This window comes from Paenibacillus sp. 1_12 (genome assembly GCF_900114475.1).
In the GTDB taxonomy this organism is placed as follows: Bacteria; Bacillota; Bacilli; order Paenibacillales; family NBRC-103111; genus Paenibacillus_S.
In genome coordinates this window covers 1-26256 of record NZ_FOTE01000008.1, presented here as the reverse complement: position 1 = coordinate 26256, position 26256 = coordinate 1, and the positions used below count along the sequence as shown (strand labels likewise).

General features: G+C 45.3%; 28 protein-coding genes and 1 other annotated feature. Of the genes, 11 read left to right on the top strand and 17 right to left on the bottom strand.

Annotation, left to right across the window (positions count from 1 at the left end; translation table 11 throughout):
• The 5 genes from BM210_RS18405 to BM210_RS18385 all read right to left on the bottom strand — a co-directional run bounded on the left by BM210_RS18405 (position 1) and on the right by BM210_RS18385 (position 4207).
• On the bottom strand, positions 1 to 1317 hold the full coding sequence (locus tag BM210_RS18405; RefSeq protein ID WP_091171142.1) for a sugar phosphate nucleotidyltransferase: 1317 nt from the start codon (positions 1315 to 1317) through the stop codon (positions 1 to 3).
• Positions 1318 to 1616: 299 nt separating this feature from the next.
• Entirely contained in the window at positions 1617 to 1976 is a 360-nt protein-coding gene (gene rplT, locus BM210_RS18400) for a 50S ribosomal protein L20 (protein WP_091171139.1), read from the bottom strand.
• A 43-nt stretch (positions 1977 to 2019) separates the two neighbouring features.
• Positions 2020 to 2223, bottom strand: coding sequence for a 50S ribosomal protein L35 (gene rpmI, locus BM210_RS18395; RefSeq protein ID WP_076229692.1), 204 nt, complete (start codon positions 2221 to 2223; stop codon positions 2020 to 2022).
• A 24-nt stretch (positions 2224 to 2247) separates the two neighbouring features.
• On the bottom strand, positions 2248 to 2763 hold the full coding sequence (infC, locus tag BM210_RS18390; protein WP_076229691.1) for a translation initiation factor IF-3: 516 nt from the start codon (positions 2761 to 2763) through the stop codon (positions 2248 to 2250).
• A gap of 20 nt (positions 2764 to 2783) precedes the next feature.
• Positions 2784 to 2926, bottom strand: a sequence feature (ribosomal protein L20 leader region).
• 45 nt (positions 2927 to 2971) lie between these two features.
• Positions 2972 to 4207: a glycosyltransferase family 2 protein gene (locus BM210_RS18385; protein WP_091171136.1), complete on the bottom strand. Its 1236-nt coding sequence runs from the start codon at positions 4205 to 4207 to the stop codon at positions 2972 to 2974.
• A gap of 582 nt (positions 4208 to 4789) precedes the next feature.
• Here BM210_RS18385 and BM210_RS18380 point away from each other — a divergent pair.
• Positions 4790 to 5317: a phosphatase PAP2 family protein gene (locus BM210_RS18380; protein ID WP_091171133.1), complete on the top strand. Its 528-nt coding sequence runs from the start codon at positions 4790 to 4792 to the stop codon at positions 5315 to 5317.
• Positions 5318 to 5391: 74 nt separating this feature from the next.
• A complete protein-coding gene (locus BM210_RS18375) occupies positions 5392 to 6525 on the top strand; it encodes an MGDG synthase family glycosyltransferase (protein ID WP_091171130.1) in 1134 nt (377 codons plus the stop codon).
• A 108-nt stretch (positions 6526 to 6633) separates the two neighbouring features.
• Here BM210_RS18375 and trmB read toward each other — a convergent pair whose 3' ends face one another.
• A complete protein-coding gene (gene trmB, locus BM210_RS18370) occupies positions 6634 to 7350 on the bottom strand; it encodes a tRNA (guanosine(46)-N7)-methyltransferase TrmB (protein WP_091171128.1) in 717 nt (238 codons plus the stop codon).
• A gap of 156 nt (positions 7351 to 7506) precedes the next feature.
• Positions 7507 to 8190, bottom strand: a complete 684-nt coding sequence (locus BM210_RS18365) for a WGxxGxxG family protein (RefSeq protein WP_091171125.1) — start codon at positions 8188 to 8190, stop codon at positions 7507 to 7509.
• A gap of 181 nt (positions 8191 to 8371) precedes the next feature.
• Here BM210_RS18365 and BM210_RS18360 point away from each other — a divergent pair, with 181 nt between their 5' ends.
• From BM210_RS18360 to BM210_RS18340, 5 genes are all read left to right on the top strand, one after another.
• The gene (locus BM210_RS18360) at positions 8372 to 9325 is read left to right on the top strand and encodes a tRNA modification radical SAM protein MnmL/YtqA (RefSeq protein WP_091171123.1); all 954 of its coding nucleotides are present in this window, start codon (positions 8372 to 8374) and stop codon (positions 9323 to 9325) included.
• Positions 9326 to 9479: 154 nt separating this feature from the next.
• Complete coding sequence (locus BM210_RS36105; RefSeq protein WP_143101067.1) at positions 9480 to 10250, top strand: c-type cytochrome; 771 nt, start codon at positions 9480 to 9482, stop codon at positions 10248 to 10250.
• Positions 10251 to 10270: 20 nt separating this feature from the next.
• Positions 10271 to 10849, top strand: coding sequence for a tRNA 5-(aminomethyl)-2-thiouridylate-methyltransferase MnmM (locus tag BM210_RS18350; RefSeq protein WP_256223773.1), 579 nt, complete (start codon positions 10271 to 10273; stop codon positions 10847 to 10849).
• Positions 10850 to 10914: 65 nt separating this feature from the next.
• Positions 10915 to 11883 carry a type I phosphomannose isomerase catalytic subunit gene (locus BM210_RS18345; protein ID WP_091171118.1) on the top strand — a complete coding sequence of 323 codons (969 nt, stop codon included), beginning with the start codon at positions 10915 to 10917 and terminating at the stop codon, positions 11881 to 11883.
• 178 nt (positions 11884 to 12061) lie between these two features.
• Complete coding sequence (locus BM210_RS18340) at positions 12062 to 12679, top strand: NUDIX hydrolase (RefSeq protein WP_091171117.1); 618 nt, start codon at positions 12062 to 12064, stop codon at positions 12677 to 12679.
• Between the two features lie 134 nt (positions 12680 to 12813).
• On the opposite strand, the gene BM210_RS18335 is transcribed toward BM210_RS18340, so the two are convergent.
• Positions 12814 to 14577, bottom strand: a complete 1764-nt coding sequence (locus BM210_RS18335; RefSeq protein WP_091171115.1) for a B12-binding domain-containing radical SAM protein — start codon at positions 14575 to 14577, stop codon at positions 12814 to 12816.
• Between the two features lie 113 nt (positions 14578 to 14690).
• Positions 14691 to 14921 carry a hypothetical protein gene (locus BM210_RS18330; protein ID WP_091171114.1) on the bottom strand — a complete coding sequence of 77 codons (231 nt, stop codon included), beginning with the start codon at positions 14919 to 14921 and terminating at the stop codon, positions 14691 to 14693.
• A gap of 278 nt (positions 14922 to 15199) precedes the next feature.
• Here BM210_RS18330 and BM210_RS18325 point away from each other — a divergent pair, with 278 nt between their 5' ends.
• Positions 15200 to 16192: an RluA family pseudouridine synthase gene (locus BM210_RS18325; protein WP_256223769.1), complete on the top strand. Its 993-nt coding sequence runs from the start codon at positions 15200 to 15202 to the stop codon at positions 16190 to 16192.
• A 111-nt stretch (positions 16193 to 16303) separates the two neighbouring features.
• Here the strand turns inward: BM210_RS18325 and BM210_RS18320 are convergent, their stop codons facing one another.
• Together BM210_RS18320 and BM210_RS18315 are read right to left on the bottom strand one after the other, a co-directional pair.
• Positions 16304 to 16603 carry a 50S ribosomal protein L33 gene (locus BM210_RS18320; protein ID WP_091171111.1) on the bottom strand — a complete coding sequence of 100 codons (300 nt, stop codon included), beginning with the start codon at positions 16601 to 16603 and terminating at the stop codon, positions 16304 to 16306.
• 112 nt (positions 16604 to 16715) lie between these two features.
• Positions 16716 to 16940, bottom strand: a complete 225-nt coding sequence (locus BM210_RS18315; RefSeq protein WP_091171109.1) for a DUF1128 domain-containing protein — start codon at positions 16938 to 16940, stop codon at positions 16716 to 16718.
• 154 nt (positions 16941 to 17094) lie between these two features.
• On the opposite strand from BM210_RS18315, the gene BM210_RS18310 reads away from it, so the two are divergent.
• On the top strand, positions 17095 to 17496 hold the full coding sequence (locus BM210_RS18310; RefSeq protein WP_091171108.1) for a secondary thiamine-phosphate synthase enzyme YjbQ: 402 nt from the start codon (positions 17095 to 17097) through the stop codon (positions 17494 to 17496).
• A 96-nt stretch (positions 17497 to 17592) separates the two neighbouring features.
• On the opposite strand, the gene BM210_RS18305 is transcribed toward BM210_RS18310, so the two are convergent.
• The 3 genes from BM210_RS18305 to BM210_RS18295 all read right to left on the bottom strand — a co-directional run bounded on the left by BM210_RS18305 (position 17593) and on the right by BM210_RS18295 (position 20408).
• A complete protein-coding gene (locus BM210_RS18305) occupies positions 17593 to 18180 on the bottom strand; it encodes a TetR/AcrR family transcriptional regulator (RefSeq protein ID WP_091172492.1) in 588 nt (195 codons plus the stop codon).
• A gap of 108 nt (positions 18181 to 18288) precedes the next feature.
• Entirely contained in the window at positions 18289 to 18948 is a 660-nt protein-coding gene (locus BM210_RS18300; RefSeq protein WP_091171106.1) for a YigZ family protein, read from the bottom strand.
• Between the two features lie 104 nt (positions 18949 to 19052).
• Positions 19053 to 20408: a glucose-6-phosphate isomerase gene (locus tag BM210_RS18295; protein ID WP_091171104.1), complete on the bottom strand. Its 1356-nt coding sequence runs from the start codon at positions 20406 to 20408 to the stop codon at positions 19053 to 19055.
• A gap of 127 nt (positions 20409 to 20535) precedes the next feature.
• On the opposite strand from BM210_RS18295, the gene BM210_RS18290 reads away from it, so the two are divergent.
• Complete coding sequence (locus tag BM210_RS18290; protein ID WP_091171102.1) at positions 20536 to 21798, top strand: NAD(P)-binding domain-containing protein; 1263 nt, start codon at positions 20536 to 20538, stop codon at positions 21796 to 21798.
• Positions 21799 to 21914: 116 nt separating this feature from the next.
• Here BM210_RS18290 and BM210_RS18285 read toward each other — a convergent pair whose 3' ends face one another.
• Positions 21915 to 22232 (bottom strand): pyrimidine/purine nucleoside phosphorylase, encoded by a 318-nt coding sequence (locus tag BM210_RS18285; protein WP_091171101.1) that lies wholly within the window; start codon positions 22230 to 22232, stop codon positions 21915 to 21917.
• A 205-nt stretch (positions 22233 to 22437) separates the two neighbouring features.
• Entirely contained in the window at positions 22438 to 24444 is a 2007-nt protein-coding gene (tkt, locus tag BM210_RS18280) for a transketolase (RefSeq protein WP_091171099.1), read from the bottom strand.
• Between the two features lie 270 nt (positions 24445 to 24714).
• Here tkt and BM210_RS18275 point away from each other — a divergent pair, with 270 nt between their 5' ends.
• Positions 24715 to 25827 carry a GGDEF domain-containing protein gene (locus BM210_RS18275; RefSeq protein WP_091171096.1) on the top strand — a complete coding sequence of 371 codons (1113 nt, stop codon included), beginning with the start codon at positions 24715 to 24717 and terminating at the stop codon, positions 25825 to 25827.
• 102 nt (positions 25828 to 25929) lie between these two features.
• Here BM210_RS18275 and BM210_RS18270 read toward each other — a convergent pair.
• Positions 25930 to 26256 (bottom strand): IS3 family transposase (locus BM210_RS18270; RefSeq protein ID WP_143101066.1); only part of this gene is annotated, 327 nt, incomplete at its 5' end.

Sequence of the window (26256 nt, the reverse complement as noted above, 5' to 3'; positions counted from 1 at the left end):
TTATTGTTTTGTAATGGTTGTTATTTCCAAGAGATCAACATAACCCAACGCTTGAATAACTGCCTTATCACAATTTTCCAATACAACATTCCAACCACTCGATACCACGATATCTTCATTATTTTTAATTACCCTCGGACTTCCGTGCATAACCGTCCAGGAAACAATTTGCTGTCTGCCATCTGTTAGGGGTTCAAACGATTGTTCCATCCCCGGCCTCAAATGAATCTTTTTCGTGGTCACTATCGTACCATCTGCAAACACGGAGCGATCAACCAACCGACTGTGAGCCTCCATGCCGTCACTCTTTGGCAGCGTGCTTTCCTTCAGTAGATGAATGGCGTCTTTAAGCTGCGCATCTGATCCTTTTTGACTTACCAAAATTCCTTCTTTACTCGCGGCAATCACTATATTTGAAAGTCCAATTGCGACAATTGGAATATCTAATTCATTCATAATATGAACCTGACTGTTATCGCTGCCGAGAACGCCTTTGCCCACCAGCGGCTCATTCAGCTCCTCCGTCAATGTGCACCAGGTCCCCATATCCTTCCACGAACCCGTGTACGTGATCGCTGCAATGTTCTTCTCCCGTTCTACAACCGCATAATCAAAGCTTAGTGACTCTAGCTGGGAATATACAAGCAGCAGCTCTTCATACGTTTCGGGAAGCCCCATACTAGCTAGTAAGTCCAGAAGAAAACCTACCTTAAAGCAGAAGACACCACAGTTCCACAACGCGCCACGCTCTATATAAAGTGCTGCATCTTGAGCATTTGGTTTTTCATAAAATTGTTTTATGGTCATGATCGACGAATTGTCTGTGTTTGCCTCCGGTAAAATATAGCCGTACTTTTGAGATGGGAATGTAGGCTTGACACCCAATAATGCTACATGAGCTCTTGTGCTGTCCAATGCTTCGGGAAGCTTGAGAAGCGCATCGTAGAACGAATCGTCGACTCGGCTATCAACAGACATAACAGCAACAGGTTCATCTCTGGAAATACCTTTATGGGAGTATAAATAAGCAACAGATAATAAAATGGCTGGGAACGTATCACGCTTCTCGGGTTCAAGCACCAAATCGACTCCACGACCTATTTGCTCTCGTATCAGCTCCTGCTGACCGACCGAGGTCGCAATAACGGTAGATTTATGTAGGTTGCGATGTTTGAGCTGGCTCCACACATGCTGAAGCATCGATGCCGGCTGGCCGCTTGAGTCTTTGAAAAACGGAACAAATTGCTTGGGACGCTGTTCACTAGAAAGTGGCCAAAGCCTGACTCCCGAACCGCCGGATAGCAATATGATATTCATAGCCACTCACCTGATTTCTTTAAAATCATATACATAAAATCCATAATAAAGATCAAATCCATTATTTAGGTAATTTTCTCTATGCAACACCATATATTTATGATATCATATATAGTTTTTAAAATAATTAAGCAAATATTAGAATATAGTTAAGTTACAATGGATTCATGATCAGTTGTTAAAAAAGTATGAATATCCTTCTCTTTTTTAGAGCTAACGATCAGGTTCTGAAACAACAAAAAAAAACGCGTTTCCCCAAATCAAATTTAGGGAAACGCGTTTTAAATTAATGGTATGAATTAAGCATTCGCTTTTTGTTTAGCTGCAGTAGCCAAATCGTTAAATGCGTTCAGATCGTTAACAGCCAGATCAGCCAGCATTTTGCGGTTGACTTCGATACCGGAAAGCTTCAAACCGTGCATGAACTTGCTGTAAGACAAGCCATTGATACGAGCTGCAGCGTTAATACGGGTAATCCAAAGTCTGCGGAAGTCACGTTTTTTCGCGCGACGGTCACGGTATGCATACAGCAAGGATTTCATTACTTGCTGATTTGCTGTTCTAAATAAACGATGCTTGGAACCAAAATAACCTCTTGCCAGCTTCAAAATCTTTTTATGACGACGACGAGTTACGAACCCGCCTTTTACTCTTGCCATATTTCATTACCTCCAGAAATTTAAGTGGGATAAAGATGCAGAACTAGCCTTTGATGTTGCCCAATTGCTGTTTCAAACGTTTTACGTCACCAGCAGCCATAACCGGATTCGTGCCCAATACGCGTTTTTGACGATTGGATTTTGCGGACAGTAAGTGGTTTTTGTGAGCTTTGTATCTCATTACTTTACCTGTACCTGTGATCTTAAAGCGGCCTTTAAGGCTGCTGTGTGTTTTCATTTTCGGCATGATGTGTGGAGTCCTCCTTCAAATTTATGCTTGCTGCTTAGGTGCCAAAATCAGAATCATACTGCGACCTTCAAGCTTAGCTCTACGCTCGACGATAGAAAGTTCCTCAACTTCGGCAGCCATCCGCTCCAGCACCTTTTGCCCTATGCTTGCATGGGCAATTTCACGGCCACGGAAACGAACACTCAACTTCACTTTATCGCCTTCATTTAAAAACTTCACAACATTGCGCTGCTTCGTTTGAAAGTCATGCTCATCGATTGTTGCACTCAAGCGAACTTCTTTAAGTTCAACGATTTTTTGATTTTTACGGGCTTCCTTTTCTTTCTTTTGTGTTTCATAGCGGAATTTCCCGTAATCCATAATCCGGCAAACCGGCGGTTTAGCCGTTGGAGCAACATTAACTAAATCCAAATTGGCATCCTGTGCGATCTGAAGTGCTTCGCGAATAGGTTTGATTCCGAGTTGTTCTCCGTCCCCACCGATTAAGCGTACTTCCTTCACTCGAATATCCTCGTTAATTAAATGCTCTGTACTAATAACTTGCCACCTCCATGGATTAAAATTAAAAAAGACGCGGGCAGCGAACGCCCACGTCTGTTAAAGTTTAAGTGATCAAACACCAAATTCACATTCACTCTAGCTTTATAACCAGCCAACTCAAGGTCAGTCAGGTGAGAAGCGGGCGCCTCTTCTTTTTCAACTAGGTCATCATAACATATTGCTCATAGTAAAGTCAATTGCTTAATTAGCTAACCTGCTTGCTCTGAACTTCCTCCAACCGAATGACACGCGTATGCTCGGTATGGCTCCATTGCTTGTTATTTTGCGTGAAGAACGCATAGACGGTAATTGGCCACCAAGATAACATAAACAGCGGAAACGGAATCAAGTACAGATAGGTTTTCCAATTTGCTTTTTCAATAATAAGCGCAAGCGGGAATTGAATAAAGCTTAATATCCCGATCGTCATAAATACCGGTGGCGAGTAATCGAATAATGATTTGAGGAAGGGCATTCCCGGCATAATTCTATCAGTCCACAAAACTATAGTTACCACCGAACCGATCAGCACATTATATACGTTTAATGCATATAAGCCTGTATCAAGCTTCGACCAGCTGCCTTCCTTCAGACCCTGCCAGAGCAGAGGAAAGGAATAACGGCGTGCTACATCAAAATGTCCTTGCATCCAACGAAGACGCTGTTTGGCGGAAGCTTTGAACGTCAGCGGCTTCTCATCGAATACCTTTGCATCATAATTAAACGTAGGGTTAATTCCGCGCTGTACGCAGCGCATAGTAAACTCCAGATCCTCAACCAGACTGGTAGCTCCCCAGCCTATTTCCTTTAGCAGCTTGGTCTCAAAGCACATTCCTGTACCACCCAGGAAGTTAGCCAAGCCGAGATTTTGGCGCGGAAGCTGCCAAAGACGATTGCAATACCAATAAGTTACGGCATAAGCAGCTGTAATCCATGAATCATTCGGGTTCTTCGTATCCAAATAAGCCTGAATAACCTTAGAGCCATTGCACAAATCATTGTTCATATGGATCAAATAATCCGGGTTGACCAGATTGTCCGCATCGAACATGACAATAGCATCATAGTTACGGGGCTTCTTCCAAAGCTCCTTCAGCATCCATTCAATCGCATAGCCTTTACCGCGAAGCTTCGGATTATGCCGTTCACATGCATAAGCCCCCATACTGCGTGTAATATCGGCTGTGCGGTCTGTACAATTGTCGCATATAACGAATACATCATATAATTCTTTCGGATAATCGAGATTTTTCAAGTTATCGATCAGCGCACCGACCACTTGTTCCTCATTATGGGCGGCGACCAGTATTGCGAATGATTTTTGTGGTGCAAATTGCGGCTTAGCCTTGGCCTTATACCAGCCAAAGCACGTCAAAAAGAGCTGATAAACCCCAATCAGCGCCAAGACAACCTGAATAGCCAGTATGACATTGTCCAGCATTTTAAATCCCCCTTTTTTGTTATGTACCCCAAAGTTTTCTCTGTCTATCATGCTTAGGCATGTATAAGCTTCGTTGGTTTATATTTTTTTCCAGACGACCGAATATGATTTTCCTCTCTTTCCTATACTTTGTCAAAAGCACCTTATAGCCGGAATACGCCGGATCTTATGAATTATGAGTGATTTATAAGGAATTAGGGTCGTGTTCTTTGTCATCCATGCTTTATTCCAGCTTTTCATCGATTATCAACGATTTTCATTTTGTTTATTGACCAGATTGCAGCTTTTCTCAAGTTTTTTCAGGGCGCTGTCCTGCGATTTGGGGTGGATATACAGCTTTCATGATACAATAATTCTACTGCTTGCACAAATTTTGCACGTCTCCCATTGCTCCGCGCCGCCCCCCATTTGTTTAAATGGTGTTTATATGAGGTTAATACTCCATTAACAAACGAAGTTTATACTAAGGAGTAGATATGTATATGCTGATAATAAAGGTTATTCAAAAAGTCCCCTTTTTGATCTTGAGTCTTACCTCTCGATTGGGGCATCCTATATACTCTTAAACAGGAGGTGACTAGAATGAATCGCATTGTGTCCTGGCTGCAGCAGCACGAGAACCGTTTGTTTCTATGGATTAACAAAAGGATGCGACGCACCTATCTAGACCGCTTCTTTAATTTGATTACCCATTTAGGAGGCGCGACCTTTACAATAATTGCCGCCCTTTCCTTAAGCCTGTTTGGTCAAAACAGCTATCGTCTGGCAGGTCTGCAGAGCTGTATCGCCTTAGCGGCAAGTCATGTGCCGGTTGCCCTTTTCAAAAAAAACTACCCGCGGCTTCGACCTTATCTTGTTCTCAAGGATACGAATACATACAACAATCCATTAACGGATCATTCGTTTCCTTCAGGACACACAACTGCCATCTTTTCCATCACAATCCCGCTTTTCTACGCTAACGCTTGGTTAGGCATGATTTTACTGCCTATTGCATCATTAGTGGGCATATCGCGTATGTATCTGGGCCTGCACTATCCATCGGACTGTCTGGTAGGCTGTATCATTGGAACCGCTGCAGCATTTGGAGTTGTCGTATTATTCACATAGTTGCTTTTTGGATTCAAAATGATTAATGTTAAAATTGTGTAAATCCAATTGTCACAAGGTATGGTGAAACGCATATGCGTAAAAAAAGGGTCTTGTTATTATCCGAAGGCTTTGGAGCTGGGCATACTCAAGCTGCTCAGGCACTTTCAGTCAGTCTCCGTATGCTCTCACCCGATATCCAGACACGTGTACTGGAGCTCGGCTCCTTTCTCAATCCAACTTTGGCTCCTTGGATACTTACTGCTTACCGCAAAACCGTCACCACACAGCCCAAGCTGTATGGGATCATGTACCGTTCCCAGTATAAAAAGTCTTTAAACCGTTTTGCTCAATTGGCTCTGCACCGAATTTTTTATGCACAGACAGCTGCTGTTGTTCATCAGCTTCGGCCCGATGCGATCGTTTGTACGCATCCGATTCCCAATGCAGTGATCTCACGATTAAAGCGAGCTGGCTTAAATGTTCCTTTGTGTACAGTGATTACGGATTATGATGCGCACGGTACTTGGATAAGCTCTGAGGTTAACAAATATTTGGTATCCACCTCTAACGTTAGAGATCAGCTTTTGCAGCGTGGTGTGCAGCCTGAAGCTATTCAGGTGACGGGTATCCCTGTCCACCCGAATTTCTGGGAGCCTCACAATCGTGAAGAGCTGCGTTCTCAATTTGGCTTAAAGGCTATGCCGACAGTTCTTGTTATGGGTGGCGGTTGGGGATTAATGAACACGAAGGATTCGTTGAACCACTTCACGGGCTGGCGGGAAAAGATCCAGTTGATTATTTGTCTCGGCAGTAACGATAAGGCGCTTGATGAATTATCCCATGATGAGCGGTTTCAGCATGAAAATATTCGATTGATGGGTTTTACGCGAGAAGTCGATAAATGGATGGAAGTTTCCGATTTACTAATTACAAAACCCGGGGGAATGACCTGTACCGAGGGATTGTCCAAAGGGATACCGATGTTATTCTATCAACCGATTCCCGGACAGGAAGAAGAGAATATGGATTATTTTACCCAGCATGGGTACGGAGAACCAATTAAATCGGACGCCACCATTGATCGATGGTTTCAACAGCTGATTGATCGGTATTCCGAGCTGTCCAAAGCTCGCTCGAACTCTGCCTCACATAGCCACGACTATCATCCAGCCGATTGCTCACAAGCTATTATGGAGATGCTGCGGGTTAACGTGAGTCCTACCTAAATATGTTCTCCTCCAGCTATAAAAAGCATGCACGTTCTCCTTGATGGAGAGTGTGCATGCTTTTTATATCCTGCCTATGTGCATAATCGCTGCCAGGAGGCTATGTGGCTACTCCTCAGTGCGTTCCAGCTCAGCCAATTGCTGCAGATGACGCTCCATTGCCTGTTTCCCAATAACCACTTCCAGCCGATGAATAGGGACACCTTGTTCGGAAAATTTGGTTTCGTATTCGGTTAGTACCAAATCGGTACGAACCCCTTCACCATGCAGATTGAGCGAAATGTTGCGCATGCGCAAGCCCATGTCGGCAAAAGAGTTTAACGAAAACTCGAATAGAGAACGTGAATCAGTTTTGAAATGAATTTCACCCTTTTCGTTCAATATCTCGATATATTTGCGAACAAATCCAGCATGTGTCAATCGGCGGCGGGCGTGTCGTTTCTTAGGCCAAGGATCGCTAAAATTCAAATAAATACGCTCCAGCTCATTGCTATCGAATATTTCCTCGATTTTTTCAATATTAAATAAAGCCAGCTTCAGGTTATCCAGATTGCCTCCATCAGCGGCACGTGCCAGCTCTGCCTTTTCACCGGCCCTGCGCAGCAGCTCATCGTACATATCAACACCTATGTAATTGATATCGGGGTTTTGATAGCTCAATTCGCTAATAAATTTGCCCTTGCCCATCCCAAGCTCAACATGAATCGGATTATTATTGCCAAATAACGAGCTCCATTTTCCCTTATAAGTGGCAGGCTCCAGAATAATCAGTTCGGGCTGTGCAATTAATGCTTCTCGAATTCCTTTTCTTCCACGTAAACGCATAATCATCCTCCGGCTGTAAACTTACGATTATCTTGCATCACGAACTTAACCGTTCAGGAATGATTATACTCTAAATAGATCGTTTATGAAAAGACGGCTGCCCTCAGCTATGAAGGCAACCAGTCTTCTCGTGTAAGATCTTATTTCATGTCATTATTATTTAATGTCTGATTCATTACGATTGCTGCCGCGCATCCCAACCAGACCTAACAAACCAAGCAATCCCAACCAGCCCCAGTTTGTTCCTTTCGTTGTTGTATCTGCATTGGCCCGATAACTATAAGTATCATAATTGCCGCCATATCCATTGGTGTTCGCATTGGTATTGCTGTAAGTGTTCATTCGGTCGAGCAAATGATGTGCCTTGTTACTCACTTTGTTGCCTACCGTATTGCCATCATAATTGGTAGTGCCTGTACCTGTTGTATTTGTCGTGCTTCCATCTGTTCCATAAGATCCATAAGAACCGGTAGTTGTGCCTGTTCCAGTCGTTCCATAACTTGTTGTGCCCATTCCGGTTCCATAACCCGTTGTGCCTGTTCCATTAGTTCCATACCCTGTCGTACCCGTGCCAGTTGTGCCCGTTCCATAGGTTCCGGTTGTGTCAGTAGTCGTTCCCATCCCCGTCCCATAGGCTCCTGTTCCGGTCGTAGTTCCTGTTGTTGTTGTCCCCGTTCCGTCAGTACCTGTCATTGATCCCGATCCATAAGCATTTAATGTACCGGTACCGCTGTTGCCTGTGGTCGAGCTGTTGACTCCCATTTCAGCAAATGCCTGAGTACCGAACCCCATAGTTGAAGTCAGGGCCAACACCATTACCAGCTTGCTAAACTTGTTCATCGAGTGATTCTCCCTTCAAACTGTTTTGTTTGGTACAAAGGTAGCATGGTCGATTAGAGCATGAAGTATTCTTTGATCGTGCAGGGGGCTTTTGCTATGGGAAATGTTCGCAAACCAGTTCAATATGCGTTAAAATAAAGCTGATTGAATTTATGGATTTGCCCAGAAGGAGTCTTATAGTATGAATCAAATTCAGGAAACAGCGTTCCCGGTTCAATGGGGAGACAAACGTTTTCATACATGGAATACAGAAATGCGCCGTCAGTTTGGCACCAAGGTTTTTAAAGTAATGCTTGACGCGGGATTCACTTGCCCTAACCGGGATGGTGGGATTGCCACAGGAGGTTGTACTTTTTGCAGTGCACGTGGCTCCGGAGATTTTGCAGGAAGCCGCCGCGATGATCTGGTTACTCAATTCAACAAAATTCGCGACCTTCAGCATAAAAAATGGCCTGAAGCGCAGTATATCGGTTATTTTCAAGCTTATACCAACACCTATGCGCCTGTTGACGAGCTGCGGGAGTATTATGAAGTGATTTTACAGCAGCCTGGAGTTGTCGGCTTATCGATTGCGACAAGACCCGATTGTTTGCCGGATGATGTTGTGGAATATTTGGCTGAGCTGAATGAACGCACGTATTTATGGGTAGAAATGGGCCTGCAAACCGTTCATGAATCGACCTCAAAGCTGATTAATCGCGCTCATGATACGCAGTGCTACACCGACGCAGTAGCCAAACTAAAAAAACACAACATACGCACCTGCGCCCATATTATTCATGGCCTTCCAGGTGAAACACATGAGATGATGCTCGAAACCGGTCGAGCCGTCGCAGCTATGGGCGTGGAAGGCATTAAAATCCACCTGCTGCATCTCATGCGCAAAACGCCGATGGTGAAACAGTATGATGCAGGGCTGCTGCGGTTTTTGGAAAAGGACGAATATGTCAAGCTTGTGGTTGATACGTTAGAGCTGCTCCCCCAAGATATGATTGTTCATCGGCTTACGGGAGATGCGCCGCGCGACTTGCTGATAGGACCGATGTGGAGTCTAAAAAAATGGGAAGTGCTTAACGCTATTGATGCGGAGCTGCGAAATCGGGATACGTACCAAGGGAAAAAATTCCTTTTATAAGAAACGTGATTTATAAATAAAATCCACCTGCTCCTAGCATTATTTACATGTGAGGTTGAACCGAATAGCACCTGCTGAACGTTACGTAAGTAGGCACTATGGTTACAGGTTCCAACCTGAACATGAATTTAATAACTTGTGAGGAGCAATGTGGATGAATAAACGAACCTTGTTTGTCTGGACATGTATGCTTGCCGTATTGGTTATTGGCGGTTGCAGCAGTAACAAGCCTGCCGCACAGCAGCAGGCAAGCTCTACCCCGAGCGCAGCAACCTCAAGCGCGGCTGTAACGCCGCCGAAGGCTGAGGCCGAGGTTAAACCGCCAGCCGGCACGCCAAGCGGCGCAAGCACAGGCAGTGCAGCGGCAAGCGGCACACCTGAGGTTCCGAAGGTACCCGCGGCACCAACGCCGGAGTCTGCAAAGCCAGCCACGCCGGCGGTCGAAGCCAAGCCAGCACCAGCTGCGGCACAAGAGCAGCCGAAGGCAGCGACACCTGAAGCGGCCAAACCAGCCGCGACACAAACGCAAGAGGCCAAGCCAGCCGCTCAGGAACCAGCGAAGCCGGAGAACGGTGCAGCTGTGAAGAGCGAAGCTCAGCCCGTGCAAGAGCAGCCCAAAGCGGCGCCTGCACCAGCTCCTGCGCCTGCGGAGACCTCTAAGCCTGCTGCGGAAACGAAGGCACCGGTCGTCGTCGCTACTGCGGCAAAAGCAGAAACGTTGTTTAAGGACAACTGTATGGCCTGTCATGGTGATCAACTGCAGGGTGGTATGGGACCCAATATTTCCGCCATAGGCGCTAAAAAAAGCAAGGATGAATTAATCGCCAAAATCAATGGAGGCGGCAAGGTAATGCCAGCCTTTAAAGATATGATCAAAACCGATGAGGTCGAAGCATTGGCAAGCTGGCTGGCCAGCAAAAAATAATTCATGGAGGCGGGTCAGGTTTGTTATCTATTTTTAACTATTCCCACAAGCTGGTCGAGCAGCTTGTGCAACCCGGAGAAACGGTAGTCGATGCGACCGCCGGCAATGGGGGCGACACGCTTTTTCTCGCCAAGCTTGTAGGCAATGAAGGCACTGTACATGCCTTTGATATCCAACAGCAAGCGATTAACGCAACTAAACAACGCTTAGACCAGGAGCAGCCGGACTATTCACATGTCCGGCTGCATTTGTGCAGTCATGCGGAGCTGGAATCCCGGGTGCCAGAAGCAGCTCAGCGCAGGATTGGAGCGGTTATGTTCAACCTCGGTTATCTGCCTGGAGGCGATCATCAGGCAGTTACTGCACCATCCGCTACAATCCCCGCACTGCAGGCTGCCGCGGCGTCCTTAAGAAAAGGCGGCATCCTGACAATCGTGCTTTATACGGGACATCAAGGCGGCGAGGAAGAAGCTGCTGCCGTTCGCTCCTGGGCGGAACAGCTGCCGCAAAAACAGTTTCAGGTGCTGGAGTATCGTTTCATGAACCAAAGAAACCATCCACCCTATTTGGTCGCGGTAGAAAAGCTGAAGCTGGATTGATATAATGCATGGTAGGCTACATATCCATATATAACAGAAGTCATGCGAGAAAGCAGGAAATCCAAATGAAACCATATCCTTTATTATTTCAACCGGAATTGAAAGAACGTGTGTGGGGTGGCCGGGCACTGGAGCAATTCGGATTAACATTACCGGAAGGCCCTATTGGAGAAGCTTGGGCAATTGGCGATCATCCCAACGGCACGACCCAAGTTATTAATGGTCCTCTAAAAGGCCTAGGCCTGGATGAAGTTCGTGAACAATACGGTCAGGCTTTTTTTGGCAGTAAGGGATTTTCCGAGAAGAACGGCCGGTTCCCTCTGTTGATTAAACTGCTGGATTGTCAGGACGACTTGTCCGTTCAGGTTCATCCGAACGATACTTATCAAGGGCTGCCGCCAGGGGAGCTTGGCAAAACGGAAATGTGGTACATTTTGGACGCAAAACCAGGAGCCAAAATTATTTATGGCATGAACGAAGGGGTTACCCGTGAGCAGTTGGCCCAAGCGATCAGCGAAAACCGCATTATGGATGCCCTGAATGAAATTACAGTTGAAACCGGCGATTCCTTCTACATTCCATCAGGTACTGTACATGCGTTGGGTGCAGGCGTATTAGTCGCAGAAATTCAGCAAAATTCCGACAGCACGTACCGCTTGTATGATTACAATCGTTTGGGTCTGGACGGCAAGCCTCGTGACTTGCATATCGAGGACTCCTTGAATGTCATTGCTTATACAAATTCTGGAGCTACTTTTATGAAAACCGCTTTGGAATCGTCCAATCAATGGCTGACCTTGGCTCAATCCCCATTTTTCATTACGGAGAAGGGCAAGGTTGAACAATCATGGAAGCTGCAAACCACTCCAGAAAGCTTCATCATTCACGTGATCTGCGAAGGAACGGGAACGATCCAATGGGGCGAGGAGGAGCAGCAGCCAGTTAAACCGGGTGAATGTTATCTGATACCTGCCAGCTTAGGCGAATATACGCTTACGGGATCCATGACGGTTCTAAGAAGCTACCTGCCTTAATTCATATTTATGTATTCAAAACAAACAAAACATCTGAATGGCCTCTTGTACATGGCTTTCAGATGTTTATTTGCCTTGGTTATATACGGTTTAACAAATTTCGTTATTCTGAATTATGATCTTTTATTTGTCTTTTAGAAGGCATTACTACATTATGGGATAATGTGAGGTGTATATAATGAGCTTACAATGGCTGGATTGGGCAAAAAGAATACAATTTTTGTCTCAAGCGGGATTAACCTTTTCAAAAGATCCCTTTGATCTTGAACGGTTCACCGAGCTGCGAAATATTAGTGCAGAAATTATGCAAGCCTATACTGGACTACATATGGAAAAAATCAACGACTTATTTACGAATGAAACTGGCTTTCAAACACCAAAAGCAGATGTTCGCGGAGTCGTCTTTAAAGATGAGCAAATTTTAATGGTAAAGGAAAGCAATAATGATAGATGGTCGTTACCCGGTGGTTTTTGCGATATAGGACTATCGCCCTCTGAAAATGTGATAAAGGAAATAAAGGAAGAGTCTGGATATGAGGTGAAGACTACGAAATTGCTAGCTATCTTTGACAGCACCAAACATCCGCATCCTCCTCAGCCTTACCATTATTATAAAATCTTTATTCGGTGCGAGATCGTTGGAGGAGCTCCAACGACCGGAATAGAAACGACTGGCATCGATTTTTTCCCCAAAAATCAGCTGCCGAACCTTTCTACTGATAGAAATACGGAGTCCCAAATTAAACTGATGTTTGAATTTCTAACCAATCCCAATCTGCTTGCGATATTGGAATAACAACGCAAAAAGCAGTCTGAACCTGAAGTCCGGTGAAGAAGTCACGCTGCGTTCGTTCTTCACTGCACTTGCTAGTTTTGACTGCCTTTTATTGATCGTATTGGTCGTATTGGTTATAAATAACGGATTCCTGCTTACATCGCTTGCGCCGATGCTAGCGATAACGTAAAGTGCATCGCACGAGTTGAAGTATCCGGCGGGAAATAAATGATGAGCAGCTGCTCGGCATCAGTGATAAGCTCGCCTGTTTCCAGATACGTATCCAGTCGGAACGGAAGCACCTCGATCATCACATGCTTATGAATGTCCTTTTCCCCTATACCAAGCGCCGCATAAGCATCGGAAACAGCTTCCGGATTAAGGACAAGCTGACGTAAGTAATCACTTTGCGCTGCTTTGTTTAGTGTGAATTCCCACCAAATTTTACGAGGCTTGTACTTGTGGTTGAGGAAATAATCCAGCTTCATTAACCCCTCTATGACATCCATCCGCTGGGTTCCCCGATGAATCAGGAACGCACGCAGACGGGTAAACAAATCCTCCAGCTGGTGGCCGATTTTTTGCCAGCCCCTGGATTCCCAATAGTCGCCAAACTGCTGGAAGAAATCAAATGCCGACGGGAACTGCTCCCGGATTAAATAGTTCACGGTATGATCCAGACGGTGGGAGTTCCAATATTTTTCAAGCACATCCTCAACCCGTTTAATCCGAACGAGATCGGAGAATGGCAAAATATCGTTGCCAAGAATTTCATAAGGTGCGTTATCCATATACATATAACCGTACTTTTCGGCATCGGCACGCATGCCTGTACCCCGAAGCATTTTCAAAAATCCGAGCTGTAGCTCCTCAGGTCCGAGTTCAAACACATCGTTAAATGTTTTGCGAAAGGAATTATAATTCTCCTCAGGCAAGCCGGCTATCAAGTCCAGATGCTGATCGATCTTGCCGCTTTCCTTAACCATTGTCACCGTTCGAGACAGCTTAGCAAAATTTTGTCGCCGCTTCACAAGCCCATTGGTCAAATCATTCGTGGACTGTACGCCAATTTCAAAACGGAACACACCCGGCGGTGCATTTTGCGCCAAATATTCCAATACCTCTGGCCGCATAATGTCCGCTGTAATCTCAAATTGGAACACACAGCCCTGATGGTTGTTAATAAGAAATTCAAAGATGTCCATCGCATAATCGCGTTTGATATTAAAGGTTCTATCGACGAATTTAATCAGCTTCGCACCAGATGCAATCAAATACAGAATGTCGCTTTTGGTCCGGTCGATGTCAAAATAACGAACGCCTACTTCAATCGAGGATAAGCAAAACTGGCAGCTGAACGGGCAGCCGCGGCTGGTTTCAAAATAAACGACACGATTCGCCAAGCTAGGAATATCTTCGGCAAATCGGTGCGGTGACGGGATATCATCCAGCTTTAGCTTTGGGCGCGGCGGATTGATCAGCACTCTTCCCTCTTTGCGATAAGCCGTTCCAAACACACTATAGAAGGCACGATCTCCGCTAATTTCCTTCAGCAAATGATGAAAGGTTTCTTCACCCTCACCCATTACGATATAATCTACCTGTGGCAATCTCTCCATCCAATAATCCGTATCATAAGAGACTTCAGGACCACCCAAAATAATAATAAGCTGAGGATTAATCTTCTTCAGCATACTGATCACGGTAATTGTTTCTTCGATATTCCAGATATAACAGGAGAAGCCGACCACATCAGGCTGACGTTGAAATAAATCCGAGACAATATTCATCGCCGGATCTTTGATCGTATACTCCGTAATGTCTATGTTAAAATCGTCTCCGCAAAAAGCTTTTAAATACCGGAGGGCAAGCGATGTATGGATGAATTTGGCGTTAAGTGTCGATAATACGATTTTCATGCGAAATAACCTCTTTTACTTTACAGGATTCATGCAACCCTATTTTACACGGAAAAGATGCTGAACACAAAAAAAAGAAATGGAACACCTCGTAAGGTACATTCCATTTCTCGCTACAAGCCTGCTGTATTTGTTTGAATGCCGCCAACCTCAGGAACCATCGCGCTTAACATGAACTCGTCATTGCCTTCTTCTGCCCAGTAGTTCGCCTGCGTGATTAGCTGAGCTTCAACCTGCTCTTTTTGCGTTACAAGCTGTTCAGCCATAATGCCCTCGGATTGCTCAATCGTATGCTGGAGTCGCTTTCTCTGCTCCATTCTTTTGGCCATTTGATATAAAATCATTAATTTCCCTCCTGTTTCATGCTGTTGTCTACGTACTAAGTTTAAGCTACCAAGATGAAGACAGTATTAACTTAGTGTGAACACTCTGTTAACTTAAATTTCTTTTACCGCTTTCCATCTATCTCTATGATTCCCGGTAAAGTTTATTCTATGCATAGAGAGCGTGCATTATGTCAAAAAATGATACAACTATGCAGATGCCTTCTCCCGCCCTGCCGAACATGGTATAGTAATGGAATAAACGGAATAAACCAATGAATCGGAGCGACAACAACCAAATGAGTAAACCACCCAAAGCTAATCGAAGTGCAAGTCGGAATCCCCGTCCAGCTAACCAATCAAATATCCCTAAAAAGCAGACTGCTTCACATAAGGGCCCATCCAAGCCTATCGTCTTCAAGGTTGCGGAGCCAGCAGAGCTGCTGACTTTTCTATTAGAGCACCTCTCCCATATGGGACGTAATTCAGTTAAATCCCTATTGGCCCGTGGACAAGTATCCGTAAATGATCGGACCTTAACCACCTACAATTTTGCACTCAAGCCCGGGCACATCGTAAGTATTAGTAAAGATAAATCCGCACAGGCTTCGCCTATATTGGGACTCACCATTTTGCATGAGGATGAAGATCTCATTGTCATTAACAAGGATTCCGGGATTCTGTCGGTTTCCGCGACACACAGAGAGGACGAGGTCACAGCCTATCGCCAGCTTACCATGCATGTTCGTGAGGAAAATCCGCGCAACCGGATCTTCATCGTTCACCGACTGGATCGGGATACTTCAGGCGTGATGGTATTCGCGAAGAGCGAGAAGGTTCAGCAAACCTTGCAAAATGCTTGGCAGGATATGGTCAAGGAGCGTTCTTACACAGCTCTGGTGGAGGGCAAAGTTCGAAAAATTGAAGGCACGATTACTTCATGGCTCAAAGAAAGCAGCACGCTTAAGATGTACTCCAGCCAATACCCCAATGACGGACAACAGGCCATAACCCATTACCGATTAATCCAGACCAACGGTAACTTTTCTTTATTGGATATTCATCTGGAAACAGGCCGTAAAAATCAGATCCGTGTTCATATGGAGGACATCGGGCATCCGGTTGTCGGTGATAAAAAGTACGGTTCCAAATCCAAAATCATCAGCCGACTCGGTTTGCATGCACGTGTTTTAGCTTTTATACACCCGACCAAGGGGGAGCTGCTTCGTTTTGAAACAGCGATTCCTAAAATGTTCATGCACCCTTTCCGCCCCTCTCCCCATAACAACTAATAGTGTTAACTAATGAGCCCATAATGATGGGTTCTTATTTTTGTTCTGGCAGGTATTCATAAAAAAACCTGGTTGCCTCCATATGGAGGCCGCCAGGCCTATTCAATAATTTTAGAAGAAAAAAGGATTGCCTCCGTACCCGTACCCTCCCCCATACCCCCCGTAGCCGCCGTAACCACCATAACCACCATAACCTGCAAAAGGGGCCGTACCGACAGCTAACAAATCGAATAATACAAGTGGTATTAACGCCGAAACTCTTGCTTGCTTGCCTTTTTTCGGAGCCACGATCAAATGGTTTCCGCTAATGCGGACCAGCTTGCCGCTTACGGCTGTACCGTCTTTTTTGATTGCGTAGATGTTCTTGCCCAGAAGCTTTTGAACATCCTTCTTGAGAATCGTTGGACGCATGTGCATCTACCTCCATTCTTTGGCCATACCCGAGTTTGCACGGCTTTACCGCGTCTCAGGCTACGCTATAGAGTATGGAAGTCAACACCCACTTGCTTGTACAGCTGTCCCCCTACGCCTTACGCAAACGGCCTAATTCGACGGTTATCGCTTCGATTTCACTAATGCTGAATTGCGATTTAGCAGCTACCATTTCGTACAGGTCCTTTAAATCCTCATATTGATTGTCGTTCAATGAGGATGCTTTCAATGCAGCTCCTGTTGCCATTCGCAGCTTTCTTTTAATTTCCTCCATCATGATTTCCGTGTTTGCCAACGTATTTTCCGTTAAATCCATAGCTCTTGTCACCCTTTCCCGACTTAGCTCACCAGTAGGCTAACCTGTCCTCTTGTAGTCATTCGTTTATTATACCACGTTTTGTGATGATACCGAGGATCGTTTATAATGGAAATTGAACACGCATGACAAAGGCTAACAAGGAGGAGATTGTTTGATTCATACCTTACATCTTCAAACGAATCACCGCGACGAAATAATCGAGATGACTACACACATAGTCAAGCTCTTAAAGCAAGAGGCGATAGAGGATGGTACCGCTATCATTTATTGCCCTCATACCACCGCAGGCATTACGATTAATGAAAACGCCGATCCTGATGTAAAAAGAGACGTGCTCATGCGTCTTAATGAGGTCTATCCGTGGGAGCATCCCCAGTACCACCATGCCGAAGGCAATACGGCTGCGCATCTCAAGGCAATCACTGTAGGCTCTTCACAAACCGTGCTTGTCGCGGGCGGCCGTCTGATTCTGGGTCGTTGGCAAGGTATTTATTTTTGCGAATTTGATGGTCCTCGTCAACGTAATGTGCTAGTCCAATTTACACGTACGTAAAAGACAGCTGTGCCTGCGCAGTCGGAGTGTCTGGATAAGAGTACTACGTAGCGGAGACAACGGCTGTCCTGTAGTTTTATTCACTATTTGAAGGGTCTAGCTTAACAAGCCTTGACTCAAAAACTTTACATGCTGCTCAGCCAGCTTTTTAACATCCTCATAGGACTGCTTGTAATGAATATTATAAGAAATGAATCCATGCATCGACATAAATAGACTCCAGGGCAGGCTGTACATCTTCGATTCATTATTTGGCTGACGGGAAATAACGGAGCGCACCACTGTCGCGAATAATTCCAGACATTCAGCCTGCTCGGTACGCGAATATTTTTGCATCTCCGGATCGTTTATCATAAACATAATTTCGTAATGATAAGGATTCTCAAGACCAAACCTGATAAACTCCTGCATCAGCTTCTGCAATTGCCCGAGATCACCCATTCGGCTGCGAGCCAGCATCTCCCGCTGACGGTTCAGCAGCATATTAAAATCCTCATTGACTAATGTGTAAAATAAATCCGCTTTTTCTTTAAAATGATAATACAACGCCCCGTGACTATATCCCATGGTTTGGGCAATACTGCGCATTGTCAAAGTTTGATATCCGTGTTCAACAAAAAGCTGCCGTGCTCCATCCAGAATCCTTTCACGACTAAGCTCTTGCGCTACTGCTTTTCTGGCCAACACATTCACTCGCTCTCTATGGATACTTTCAGGAAACTATTAACAATTCATAGTTTATCATTTAATTAAGGTAAAGCAAGAACAAAAATCGACAATGAGGTCTAATCCCTATGTGAAGTCCGCCTCATCTTGGGACCCTGCTGGATGCTCTATGTAGCGTTCTTCTCCCTTTGTAATCAGGCTTTGACCTTGCGTAACATCCTGTAGCCAGCCTGCAAACAGATCCGCTTCGCCAGCGGTCGGCAGACAGATCAGCGTCACCTTGTCCGTAAAAAGTGTGTCCTCAACAAGTACTTTACGGCCGCGCAGCTCGTTCTCCACCTTGCCATGCCATGTATAATCGATCTCCACCCGTATTTCCCGATGCAGCACCTGATAGACCGGGACGGCTGCAGCGATGCCGATAACGGCTCCATCGGTATACGCACGAATCAGTCCGCCTGCCCCAAGCATAATACCGCCAAAATAACGGGTAACCACAACAGCGACATTTTTCAAGCCCTGATTCTTAATGACCTCCAAGATCGGTCGACCACCTGTCCCACTTGGCTCCCCATCATCAGATTGCTTCTGAATCTCATCCCGCTGCCCGACCATGTAAGCCGAACAGTTGTGGTTAGCCAGCTTGTGCTGCTGTTTGATGCTTTCGATAAACCGTACCGCCTCTTCCTCCGAAGCTACTGGCCTCGCATGTCCAATAAACCGGGATTTCTTGATCACCATCTCATCGACTCCCGGCCCTCTGACCGTTTTATACTGAGCCAGCATCAGCAGACTCCCTCCTTCTTATTGCCTCTTGGCCCACTTTGCAAAAAAGCAGCACACCCATCAATAAGCTAAGGGTGGGCCGCTTGGTCCATATCATATAAACACTACTTAGTCAGTCTTGCTTCCAATTCTGCTTTCTCTTTCTCGTATCCAGGCTTGCCAAGCAGGGCAAACATGTTCTTCTTATAAGCTTCAACTCCCGGCTGGTCAAATGGATTCACACCCATCAAATAGCCGCTGATTGCGCATGCTTTCTCGAAGAAATAGACCATGTATCCGAATGTATATGCACTTGTATCCGGAAGCGTGACGATCAAATTCGGTACGCCACCATCCGTGTGCGCCAGCATTGTACCTTCGAATGCTTTTTTATTAACGAAATCCATCGTCTTCCCGCTTAGGAAATTCAGGCCATCCAAGTCATTCTCGTCCGTACCGATCGTAATTTGCTCCGCTGCTTCTGTAACCTGAATAACAGTTTCAAACAGCGTACGGTTCCCCTCTTGTATGAATTGCCCCATGGAGTGCAGGTCCGTTGAGAAATCAACAGCCGCTGGAAAAATCCCTTTGTAGTCCTTGCCTTCGCTTTCTCCGAACAGCTGCTTCCACCATTCCGATACGAAATGCAGGGAAGGCTCGTAATTAACCAAAATTTCCGTTGTTTTGCCTTTACGGTACAGTGCATTACGAACGGCTGCATATTGGTAGCTTTCATTTTCTTCCAGCTTTGGATTACTGTATACTTCCTTGGCGTCAGCTGCGCCCTTCATGATCGCTTCGATATCCACACCGGCAGCAGCAATAGGAAGCAGGCCAACCGCAGTCAACACCGAATAACGTCCACCTACATCATCAGGAATGACAAAGGATTCATAGCCCTCTGCTGTTGCCAGCTTCTTCAGCGCTCCTTTGGATTGATCCGTTGTTGCATAGATCCGTTTGCGGGCCTCATCAACACCGTACTTCTTCTCCAGCAGCTCACGGAAAATACGGAAAGCAATAGCAGGTTCTGTGGTTGTACCTGATTTGGAAATTACATTAACCGAAATATCCTTGCCCTCAAGCAGCTGCAGCAAATGAGTCACATATGTTGAACTGATGTTATTGCCTACAAAATAAATTTCAGGCGTTTTGCGTTTGCCCTTAGGCAGCAGGTTGTAGAAAGAATGGGTAAGCATTTCAATCGCTGCTCTTGCTCCCAGATATGAACCTCCGATACCAATAACAACAAGCGCATCAGAATCGGACTGAATCTTCTTAGCCGATTGTTGAATACGAGCGAATTCTTCCTTATCATAATCAACCGGCAGATCAATCCATCCCAGGTAGTCGGAGCCTGCACCTGTTTGGTTATGTAATTGATCATGAGCCAATCGAATGGGATCAGTTAAATAGTCAACCTCATGCTGTTGGATAAAAGAAAGAGCTTTGCTGTAGTCAAACTTAAGCTTGTTACTCATTGGTCATCCTCCTGATAATCATTATCATTTTATAAAGATAGAATACTGTAAGTGTGATCCAAATTGCAAGTCCATCATTCCCTCAATCAGCTTGAAATGCTACAATAAGAGCTGAGGTGATTAGCTAATGAGGGTAGGATTTATTGGTCTGGGCACTATGGGTAAACCCATGGTAATGAATTTATTGAACAAAGGTTATTCTGTAAAGGTTTACAATCGTACCGCTGACAAGGCCGCAGAGGTGGTCGCTCTGGGTGGCGTTGCTGTAAGCACAGTGGTTGAAGTTGCTCAGGATACAGACGTCATTATGACTATGCTCAAGGACGACGCTGCCGTATTGGAGGTCATTCTAGGTGCGACAGGAATTGTTCACGGTCTGTCCGCTGGCCAGACGGTTATCGATTGCAGCACGATCTCGCCAGAAACGAGCCGGAAGATTCATGATGCTTTGTTGGAGCGCGCCGTTGATTTTATTGACGCACCAGTCACAGGCAGTAAACCCGCAGCCGAGAATGGCACACTCGCCTTTATGGCAGGTGGCAGATTGGCGGCACTCGACAGACAACGTTCGTTATTTGAAGCTATTGGAACGAAGGTCATTTATATGGGTCCCACAGGCTCCGGCTCCTCAGCGAAGCTCGCTCACAACACAATAGCTGCAGTCAATTTGCTCGGATTTATCGAAGGCCTGGCGATAGCAACCAAAGCAGGATTGAATCCTGAGCGTTTTGTCGAAGCTGTACTCGCAGGCGGCGCATCCAGCAAGCAAGCCGAATCCAAAAGCGACAAAATTATTAACCGTGACTTCAGCACGCAATTTTCACTTCAATTAATGCTTAAGGATCTACTGCTCGCAGGTGAACTATCCAATAGCTATCAGCTGCCCTTGCCATTGCAGAAAACAGCGACAAGCTTGTTCCAGATCGGTTTATCCAAAGGATTCGGTGATCAGGATATGAGTGCAATCGTTCAATGCTACGAAGAATGGATGCAAACGCTCGTAATCAAACAGGCATCCGGATATGAACGACGCAAAAAAACACGTTTGCACATCGACATTCCGCTTATTCTATCGGTCCATCAATGGGAGCAGGAAGGCTCCTTTCGCGGACAAACCATAGAAGGCAAACTTTATGATTTATCAGAGAGCGGTATGCAGATCATATCCTCGTTCCCGCTATCAATGGACATGTTCGTCGTCATCCACTTCCCGCAGGAGGCCGATCTTCCTCCAATTACAGCTCGGGTCATTCGGATCGATAACGACAACGGAAGCTTCCGTTACGGATGTATGTTATCTGGGTTGGCTCCTTATGTACGTCTAAAAATCGAAGATTACATCGCTATTTATCCTTACATATCCGGAGATTACGAATCCGCAGACAAATGATCCTTCATCCTGCAACGTACGATTCCAAAAACACCCTGTCCGAACGCCCATTATGTGCGCGACAGGGTATTTGTTGTTATTTTTTAACTTAAGAACGACTAGCTTGTCCCAAGCTGTTATTCGGCAATATACGAGCAAATATAATCTGTAGCTGTTTTGACTTCCAGCTTGAATTTGGCATTGGCCGGAACCGTAAATTCACCTGTACCGTTAATTTGCAGCCATTCTGTCGTACCCGGCAGCAGTACGCTAAGCTCTCCTGCTTGAATCTCCATGATTTCCTCGGCATCGGTTCCAAATTCATATTCACCTGGCAGCATGATGCCAAGCGTTTTTTTGGTACCATCCGCGAATACGATAGTACGGCTCGTTACTTTTCCGTCAAAATACACATTCGCTTTTTTAATTACGTTCACTTGCTCAAATTGTGACATCGGTTAAATTCTCCTTTATAAGCAAATAAGGTGCTGTTCGATGGAAATAAAGCCGGTAAATATGAATACATACAAGCAGTTATTTGGGGAAGAGCTGACACAAAGCCGCAGCCCCTCCTCATAAATAATACCTGTATGTATCCTGATTCACCAAAGCTAACAATCAATCCTTCAAACAGAAACCCTTGTATATCCTATAACTATCTTATTTTAACAGGTTCTTAACACGCGCTACTACATTCTCAACTGAGAAGCCGTACTCTTTAATAACAATCGGGCCTGGAGCTGAAGCGCCAAAGCGGTTGATGCCGAGTACATCGCCTTTATCACCCACATAACGATCCCATCCGAAGGAATGTCCCATTTCAATAGCAAGACGTGCTTTAACGCCAGGAAGAATAACGGAATCTTTGTACTCCTGGGATTGCTTGTCGAACAGCTCCCAGCTTGGCATGCTGATGACACGAACCGCAATTCCTTCTGCAGCCAATTCCTTCTGAGCAGCAATAGCCAGTTGTACTTCTGTACCCGTAGCGATCAATTGCGCTTGTGGTTGGCCATCCGCATCGGACAATACATAAGCACCGCGGCTAAGCGAATCCTTCGCTTGTACACTTCCTTCAAGTTTTGCTGCTGCTTGACGGGAGAAGATCAAGGCTACAGGGCCTTTTTTGTTCGCAACCGCATAACGCCAAGCTGCCGCTGTCTCGTCTCCATCTGCTGGACGGATTACGGTTAGACCCGGGATCACACGAAGTGCAGCTAATTGCTCAATCGGCTCATGCGTAGGACCATCTTCACCAACACCGATACTGTCGTGGGTAAATACATAAATGGCCGGTACTTCCATGATGGAAGCCAGACGAATGGCTGGACGCAGGTAATCCGAGAATACGAAGAACGTACCGCCGAATACTTTTAAGCCTCCATGCAGCAGCATGCCGTTAACCGCAGCACCCATACCGAATTCGCGAACACCATAATAAATGTTTTGACCGTTATAATTTTTTGCTGTAGCTACGCCTAGATCCTTCAAATGCGTCATCGTAGAGGACTCCAGATCAGCGGATCCGCCTACAAGCCAAGGTACATTTTTGGCAATCGCATTCAACACGATTCCGGAAGCTGTACGAGTTCCTTTATCAGCAGGCGCACCTTCTGGAATATCCTTATCCCATCCTTCAGGAAGATCGCCGCTAATGGCCAATTCGAATTGCTTCGCCAGCTCTGGGTAAGCCTGAGCGTATTCAGCAAACATTTTTTCCCATGCAGCATTCGTTTGAATACCTTTTTTCTTTACTTCAGCAAAATGTTCAGTCACAGCAGCCGGAATGAAGAAATCTTCTTCTGCTTCCCATGCATATGCTTTTTTGGTTAATACGACTTCTTCAAGTCCAAGCGGGGAACCATGCGGTCCCAAGTGTCCGCCTTTGCCGCCTTTATTCGGGCTTCCGTAACCAATTACTGTTTTCACTTCAATTAATGTAGGACGATAGTCGGTATGAGACTCATTGATAGCCGCTTGAATAGCATTCAGGTCATTACCATCGTCTACACGAAGCACCTGCCAGCCATAGCCTTCAAAACGCTGCATAACATTTTCGGAGAACGATAGGTTCAACTCGCCATCCAACGAAATATCATTGGAATCGTACAGAACGACCAGCTTACCCAGCTTTAAATGTCCAGCCATTGAAGCTGCTTCAGAGGAAAGACCTTCCATTAAGTCGCCGTCGCCGCAAATCACGTATGTATAATGATCTACTACACGGAACTTGTCTTTATTATAAACAGCACCCATTTGTGCTTCAGCAAGCGCCATACCAACAGCCATACCTAAGCCTTGACCCAAAGGACCCGTTGTTGCGTCCACACCCGCTGTATGTCCAACCTCAGGGTGACCAGGAGTTTTACTTCCCCATTGACGGAAATTCTTAAGCTCTTCCAAAGGAAGGTCATAACCGCTTAAGTGAAGCAAACTGTATAGCAGCATAGATCCGTGACCCGCGGATAATACGAAGCGATCGCGGTTAATCCAAGTCGGATTTTCTGGGTTATGATTCATAAATTTTGCAAACAGCTCGTACCCCATTGGTGCAGCACCCATCGGCATACCAGGATGTCCGGATTTTGCTTTTTCAATCGCATCAATCGACAACGTACGAATCGTATCAATAGACAATTGTTCGATCGCTTTATTAATAACCGCCATAAATAAAATACCTCCTAAATTTGTTGGTGCAATTTGGACTCCACACAGTTAAACACCTATGTTAACGTGTGCATAGAAGCCTTTAACGCTAAAAAGCTCACTCGCACCATTTTACCATTGTCCGTTTCGGTTTGCCAACTGAAACCTGCGAACAAATAAAAAAATCATTTTTTAAAAGCAAGCTGCACACGAAGGATTTCTCATTGTGCTGACGAATATGTAGTATTCGGATTTAGTATTCAGGGTTAATTTGAACGATGGGAGTCGATCATGAATCAATTATTATTGGAGTTGGCCAACAAAAGCCTAACCTATCGAAAGATGCTCAACTTATATTGGATAACGATCGTATTGACCATACTGCTGGAATTTCTGATTCACCGTCTCGAAACGTTCTCGGCTCCCTATACGTTTCTCTATATATTGGTCATGCAGACCTTGGTGCTGTCAGCCATTACCGGAGTCGTCGAAATACTGTTTCGCTTTCGCAAGATTCATAACGATGATCTTCTGATTCTAACCGGGATTATTTACGCCTCCAGCATTATTTATATGAACCCGACGATTGGCATCGTACCCGCTATTTATATATTCCCGATCCTCACGTCCGTACTCTCCTTTAACAAGAACCGAATTTTACTTGCTTATTGTCTGGTCATTCTCAGCTTTACGGTTTTATATTTGCTTTCCCCGACTCTCCGCGAAAGCATGCTAACTAACGAGATTATTGGTATCCTGTTTCTCTATGTCGGGGTAACCGTTATTGCATTGACGATTACAAGCAGCGGCATTGAACTTCTTAACAATCTGAGACATACCACTCAAACTAAGCAGGAGCTGCTCGTCAAAACGATTATTATGGACAAGTTATCCAAGATGGATGCTTTGACCGATCTATATAATCATAAAACCTTTCATGAATATTTGGAAAAGCTGATCGAACAAAATGAACGCAATCATCTTCCTCTGCAAGTAGCTATTCTCGACATCGATAATTTTAAACATATTAATGATACCTACGGACATTGGGTGGGAGACATTATTTTGCAGCGGGTTGCCTTGATTATCAAGGAGACCGTCACTTCCAACGATTTCGTTGCCCGATATGGAGGCGAGGAATTTGCCGTTATTTTTGCCGATAAATCGATGGATCAATCGTATTTAATAGCTGAGCAAATCCGCCAAAAACTATCTTTAACGCTGCATCCCGAGTTGGATTCCAAAGCTGCCACGATTAGTATAGGCCTGCAAAATTATGCCACAGGAGATGGCAAGGAAGCTCTGTTCAGAGGAGCAGATGCTGCGCTCTATATCGCCAAGCGATCTGGCAAGAACAAGACAGTCGTTCAAACGCCTGTGCCACAGCTAACCTCAAGATCTTGATTCAAGAACCGCTACAATTTTCAAGATTCATATAAGCCAAAGAGACTGACCTTAAAATGAACTGCACCCCGTCAAGTAGACATAACAAATAATAAAAATCGGTTAAGCGGTCTTGGTCCTGAATTCTAATGGACTGAGGCCGTTTAGTTTTGCCTGCAAACGCTCGTTATTGTAAAAATAAATGTACGCATCCATGTCCTTTTGAAGTTCTTCGAAGGTTGGGTAGGTACGACGCAAATAATACTTCTCGCATTTAAGAGTTCCCCAGAAGGATTCCATGGGGCCGTTATCAATGCACCTGCCCACTCGAGACATACTCTGTACGATCTTGCCCTCTAAGAGCTTCTTGAAGCTTATCGAGGTGTACTGAAAACCACGGTCACTATGAAGCATAGGCGTGCTGGTCGGGGCCGTTAGTAAGGCTAATTT

Coding starts and splice junctions, on each gene's coding strand:
- BM210_RS18290 (WP_091171102.1), top strand. CDS start 20,536: ATGAGGGTAGGATTTATTGGTCTGGGCACTATGGGTAAACCCATGGTA.
- rpmI (WP_076229692.1), bottom strand. CDS start 2,223: ATGCCGAAAATGAAAACACACAGCAGCCTTAAAGGCCGCTTTAAGATC.
- BM210_RS18330 (WP_091171114.1), bottom strand. CDS start 14,921: ATGATTTTATATCAAATGGCCAAAAGAATGGAGCAGAGAAAGCGACTC.
- rplT (WP_091171139.1), bottom strand. CDS start 1,976: ATGGCAAGAGTAAAAGGCGGGTTCGTAACTCGTCGTCGTCATAAAAAG.
- BM210_RS18360 (WP_091171123.1), top strand. CDS start 8,372: ATGAATCAAATTCAGGAAACAGCGTTCCCGGTTCAATGGGGAGACAAA.
- BM210_RS18385 (WP_091171136.1), bottom strand. CDS start 4,207: ATGCTGGACAATGTCATACTGGCTATTCAGGTTGTCTTGGCGCTGATT.
- BM210_RS18345 (WP_091171118.1), top strand. CDS start 10,915: ATGAAACCATATCCTTTATTATTTCAACCGGAATTGAAAGAACGTGTG.
- BM210_RS18315 (WP_091171109.1), bottom strand. CDS start 16,940: ATGGATTTAACGGAAAATACGTTGGCAAACACGGAAATCATGATGGAG.
- BM210_RS18365 (WP_091171125.1), bottom strand. CDS start 8,190: ATGAACAAGTTTAGCAAGCTGGTAATGGTGTTGGCCCTGACTTCAACT.
- tkt (WP_091171099.1), bottom strand. CDS start 24,444: ATGGCGGTTATTAATAAAGCGATCGAACAATTGTCTATTGATACGATT.
- trmB (WP_091171128.1), bottom strand. CDS start 7,350: ATGCGTTTACGTGGAAGAAAAGGAATTCGAGAAGCATTAATTGCACAG.
- BM210_RS18325 (WP_256223769.1), top strand. CDS start 15,200: ATGAGTAAACCACCCAAAGCTAATCGAAGTGCAAGTCGGAATCCCCGT.
- BM210_RS18405 (WP_091171142.1), bottom strand. CDS start 1,317: ATGAATATCATATTGCTATCCGGCGGTTCGGGAGTCAGGCTTTGGCCA.
- BM210_RS18285 (WP_091171101.1), bottom strand. CDS start 22,232: ATGTCACAATTTGAGCAAGTGAACGTAATTAAAAAAGCGAATGTGTAT.
- BM210_RS18335 (WP_091171115.1), bottom strand. CDS start 14,577: ATGAAAATCGTATTATCGACACTTAACGCCAAATTCATCCATACATCG.
- BM210_RS18320 (WP_091171111.1), bottom strand. CDS start 16,603: ATGCGTCCAACGATTCTCAAGAAGGATGTTCAAAAGCTTCTGGGCAAG.
- BM210_RS18300 (WP_091171106.1), bottom strand. CDS start 18,948: ATGCTGGCTCAGTATAAAACGGTCAGAGGGCCGGGAGTCGATGAGATG.
- BM210_RS18375 (WP_091171130.1), top strand. CDS start 5,392: ATGCGTAAAAAAAGGGTCTTGTTATTATCCGAAGGCTTTGGAGCTGGG.
- BM210_RS18295 (WP_091171104.1), bottom strand. CDS start 20,408: ATGAGTAACAAGCTTAAGTTTGACTACAGCAAAGCTCTTTCTTTTATC.
- BM210_RS18380 (WP_091171133.1), top strand. CDS start 4,790: ATGAATCGCATTGTGTCCTGGCTGCAGCAGCACGAGAACCGTTTGTTT.
- BM210_RS18275 (WP_091171096.1), top strand. CDS start 24,715: ATGAATCAATTATTATTGGAGTTGGCCAACAAAAGCCTAACCTATCGA.
- BM210_RS18340 (WP_091171117.1), top strand. CDS start 12,062: ATGAGCTTACAATGGCTGGATTGGGCAAAAAGAATACAATTTTTGTCT.
- BM210_RS36105 (WP_143101067.1), top strand. CDS start 9,480: ATGAATAAACGAACCTTGTTTGTCTGGACATGTATGCTTGCCGTATTG.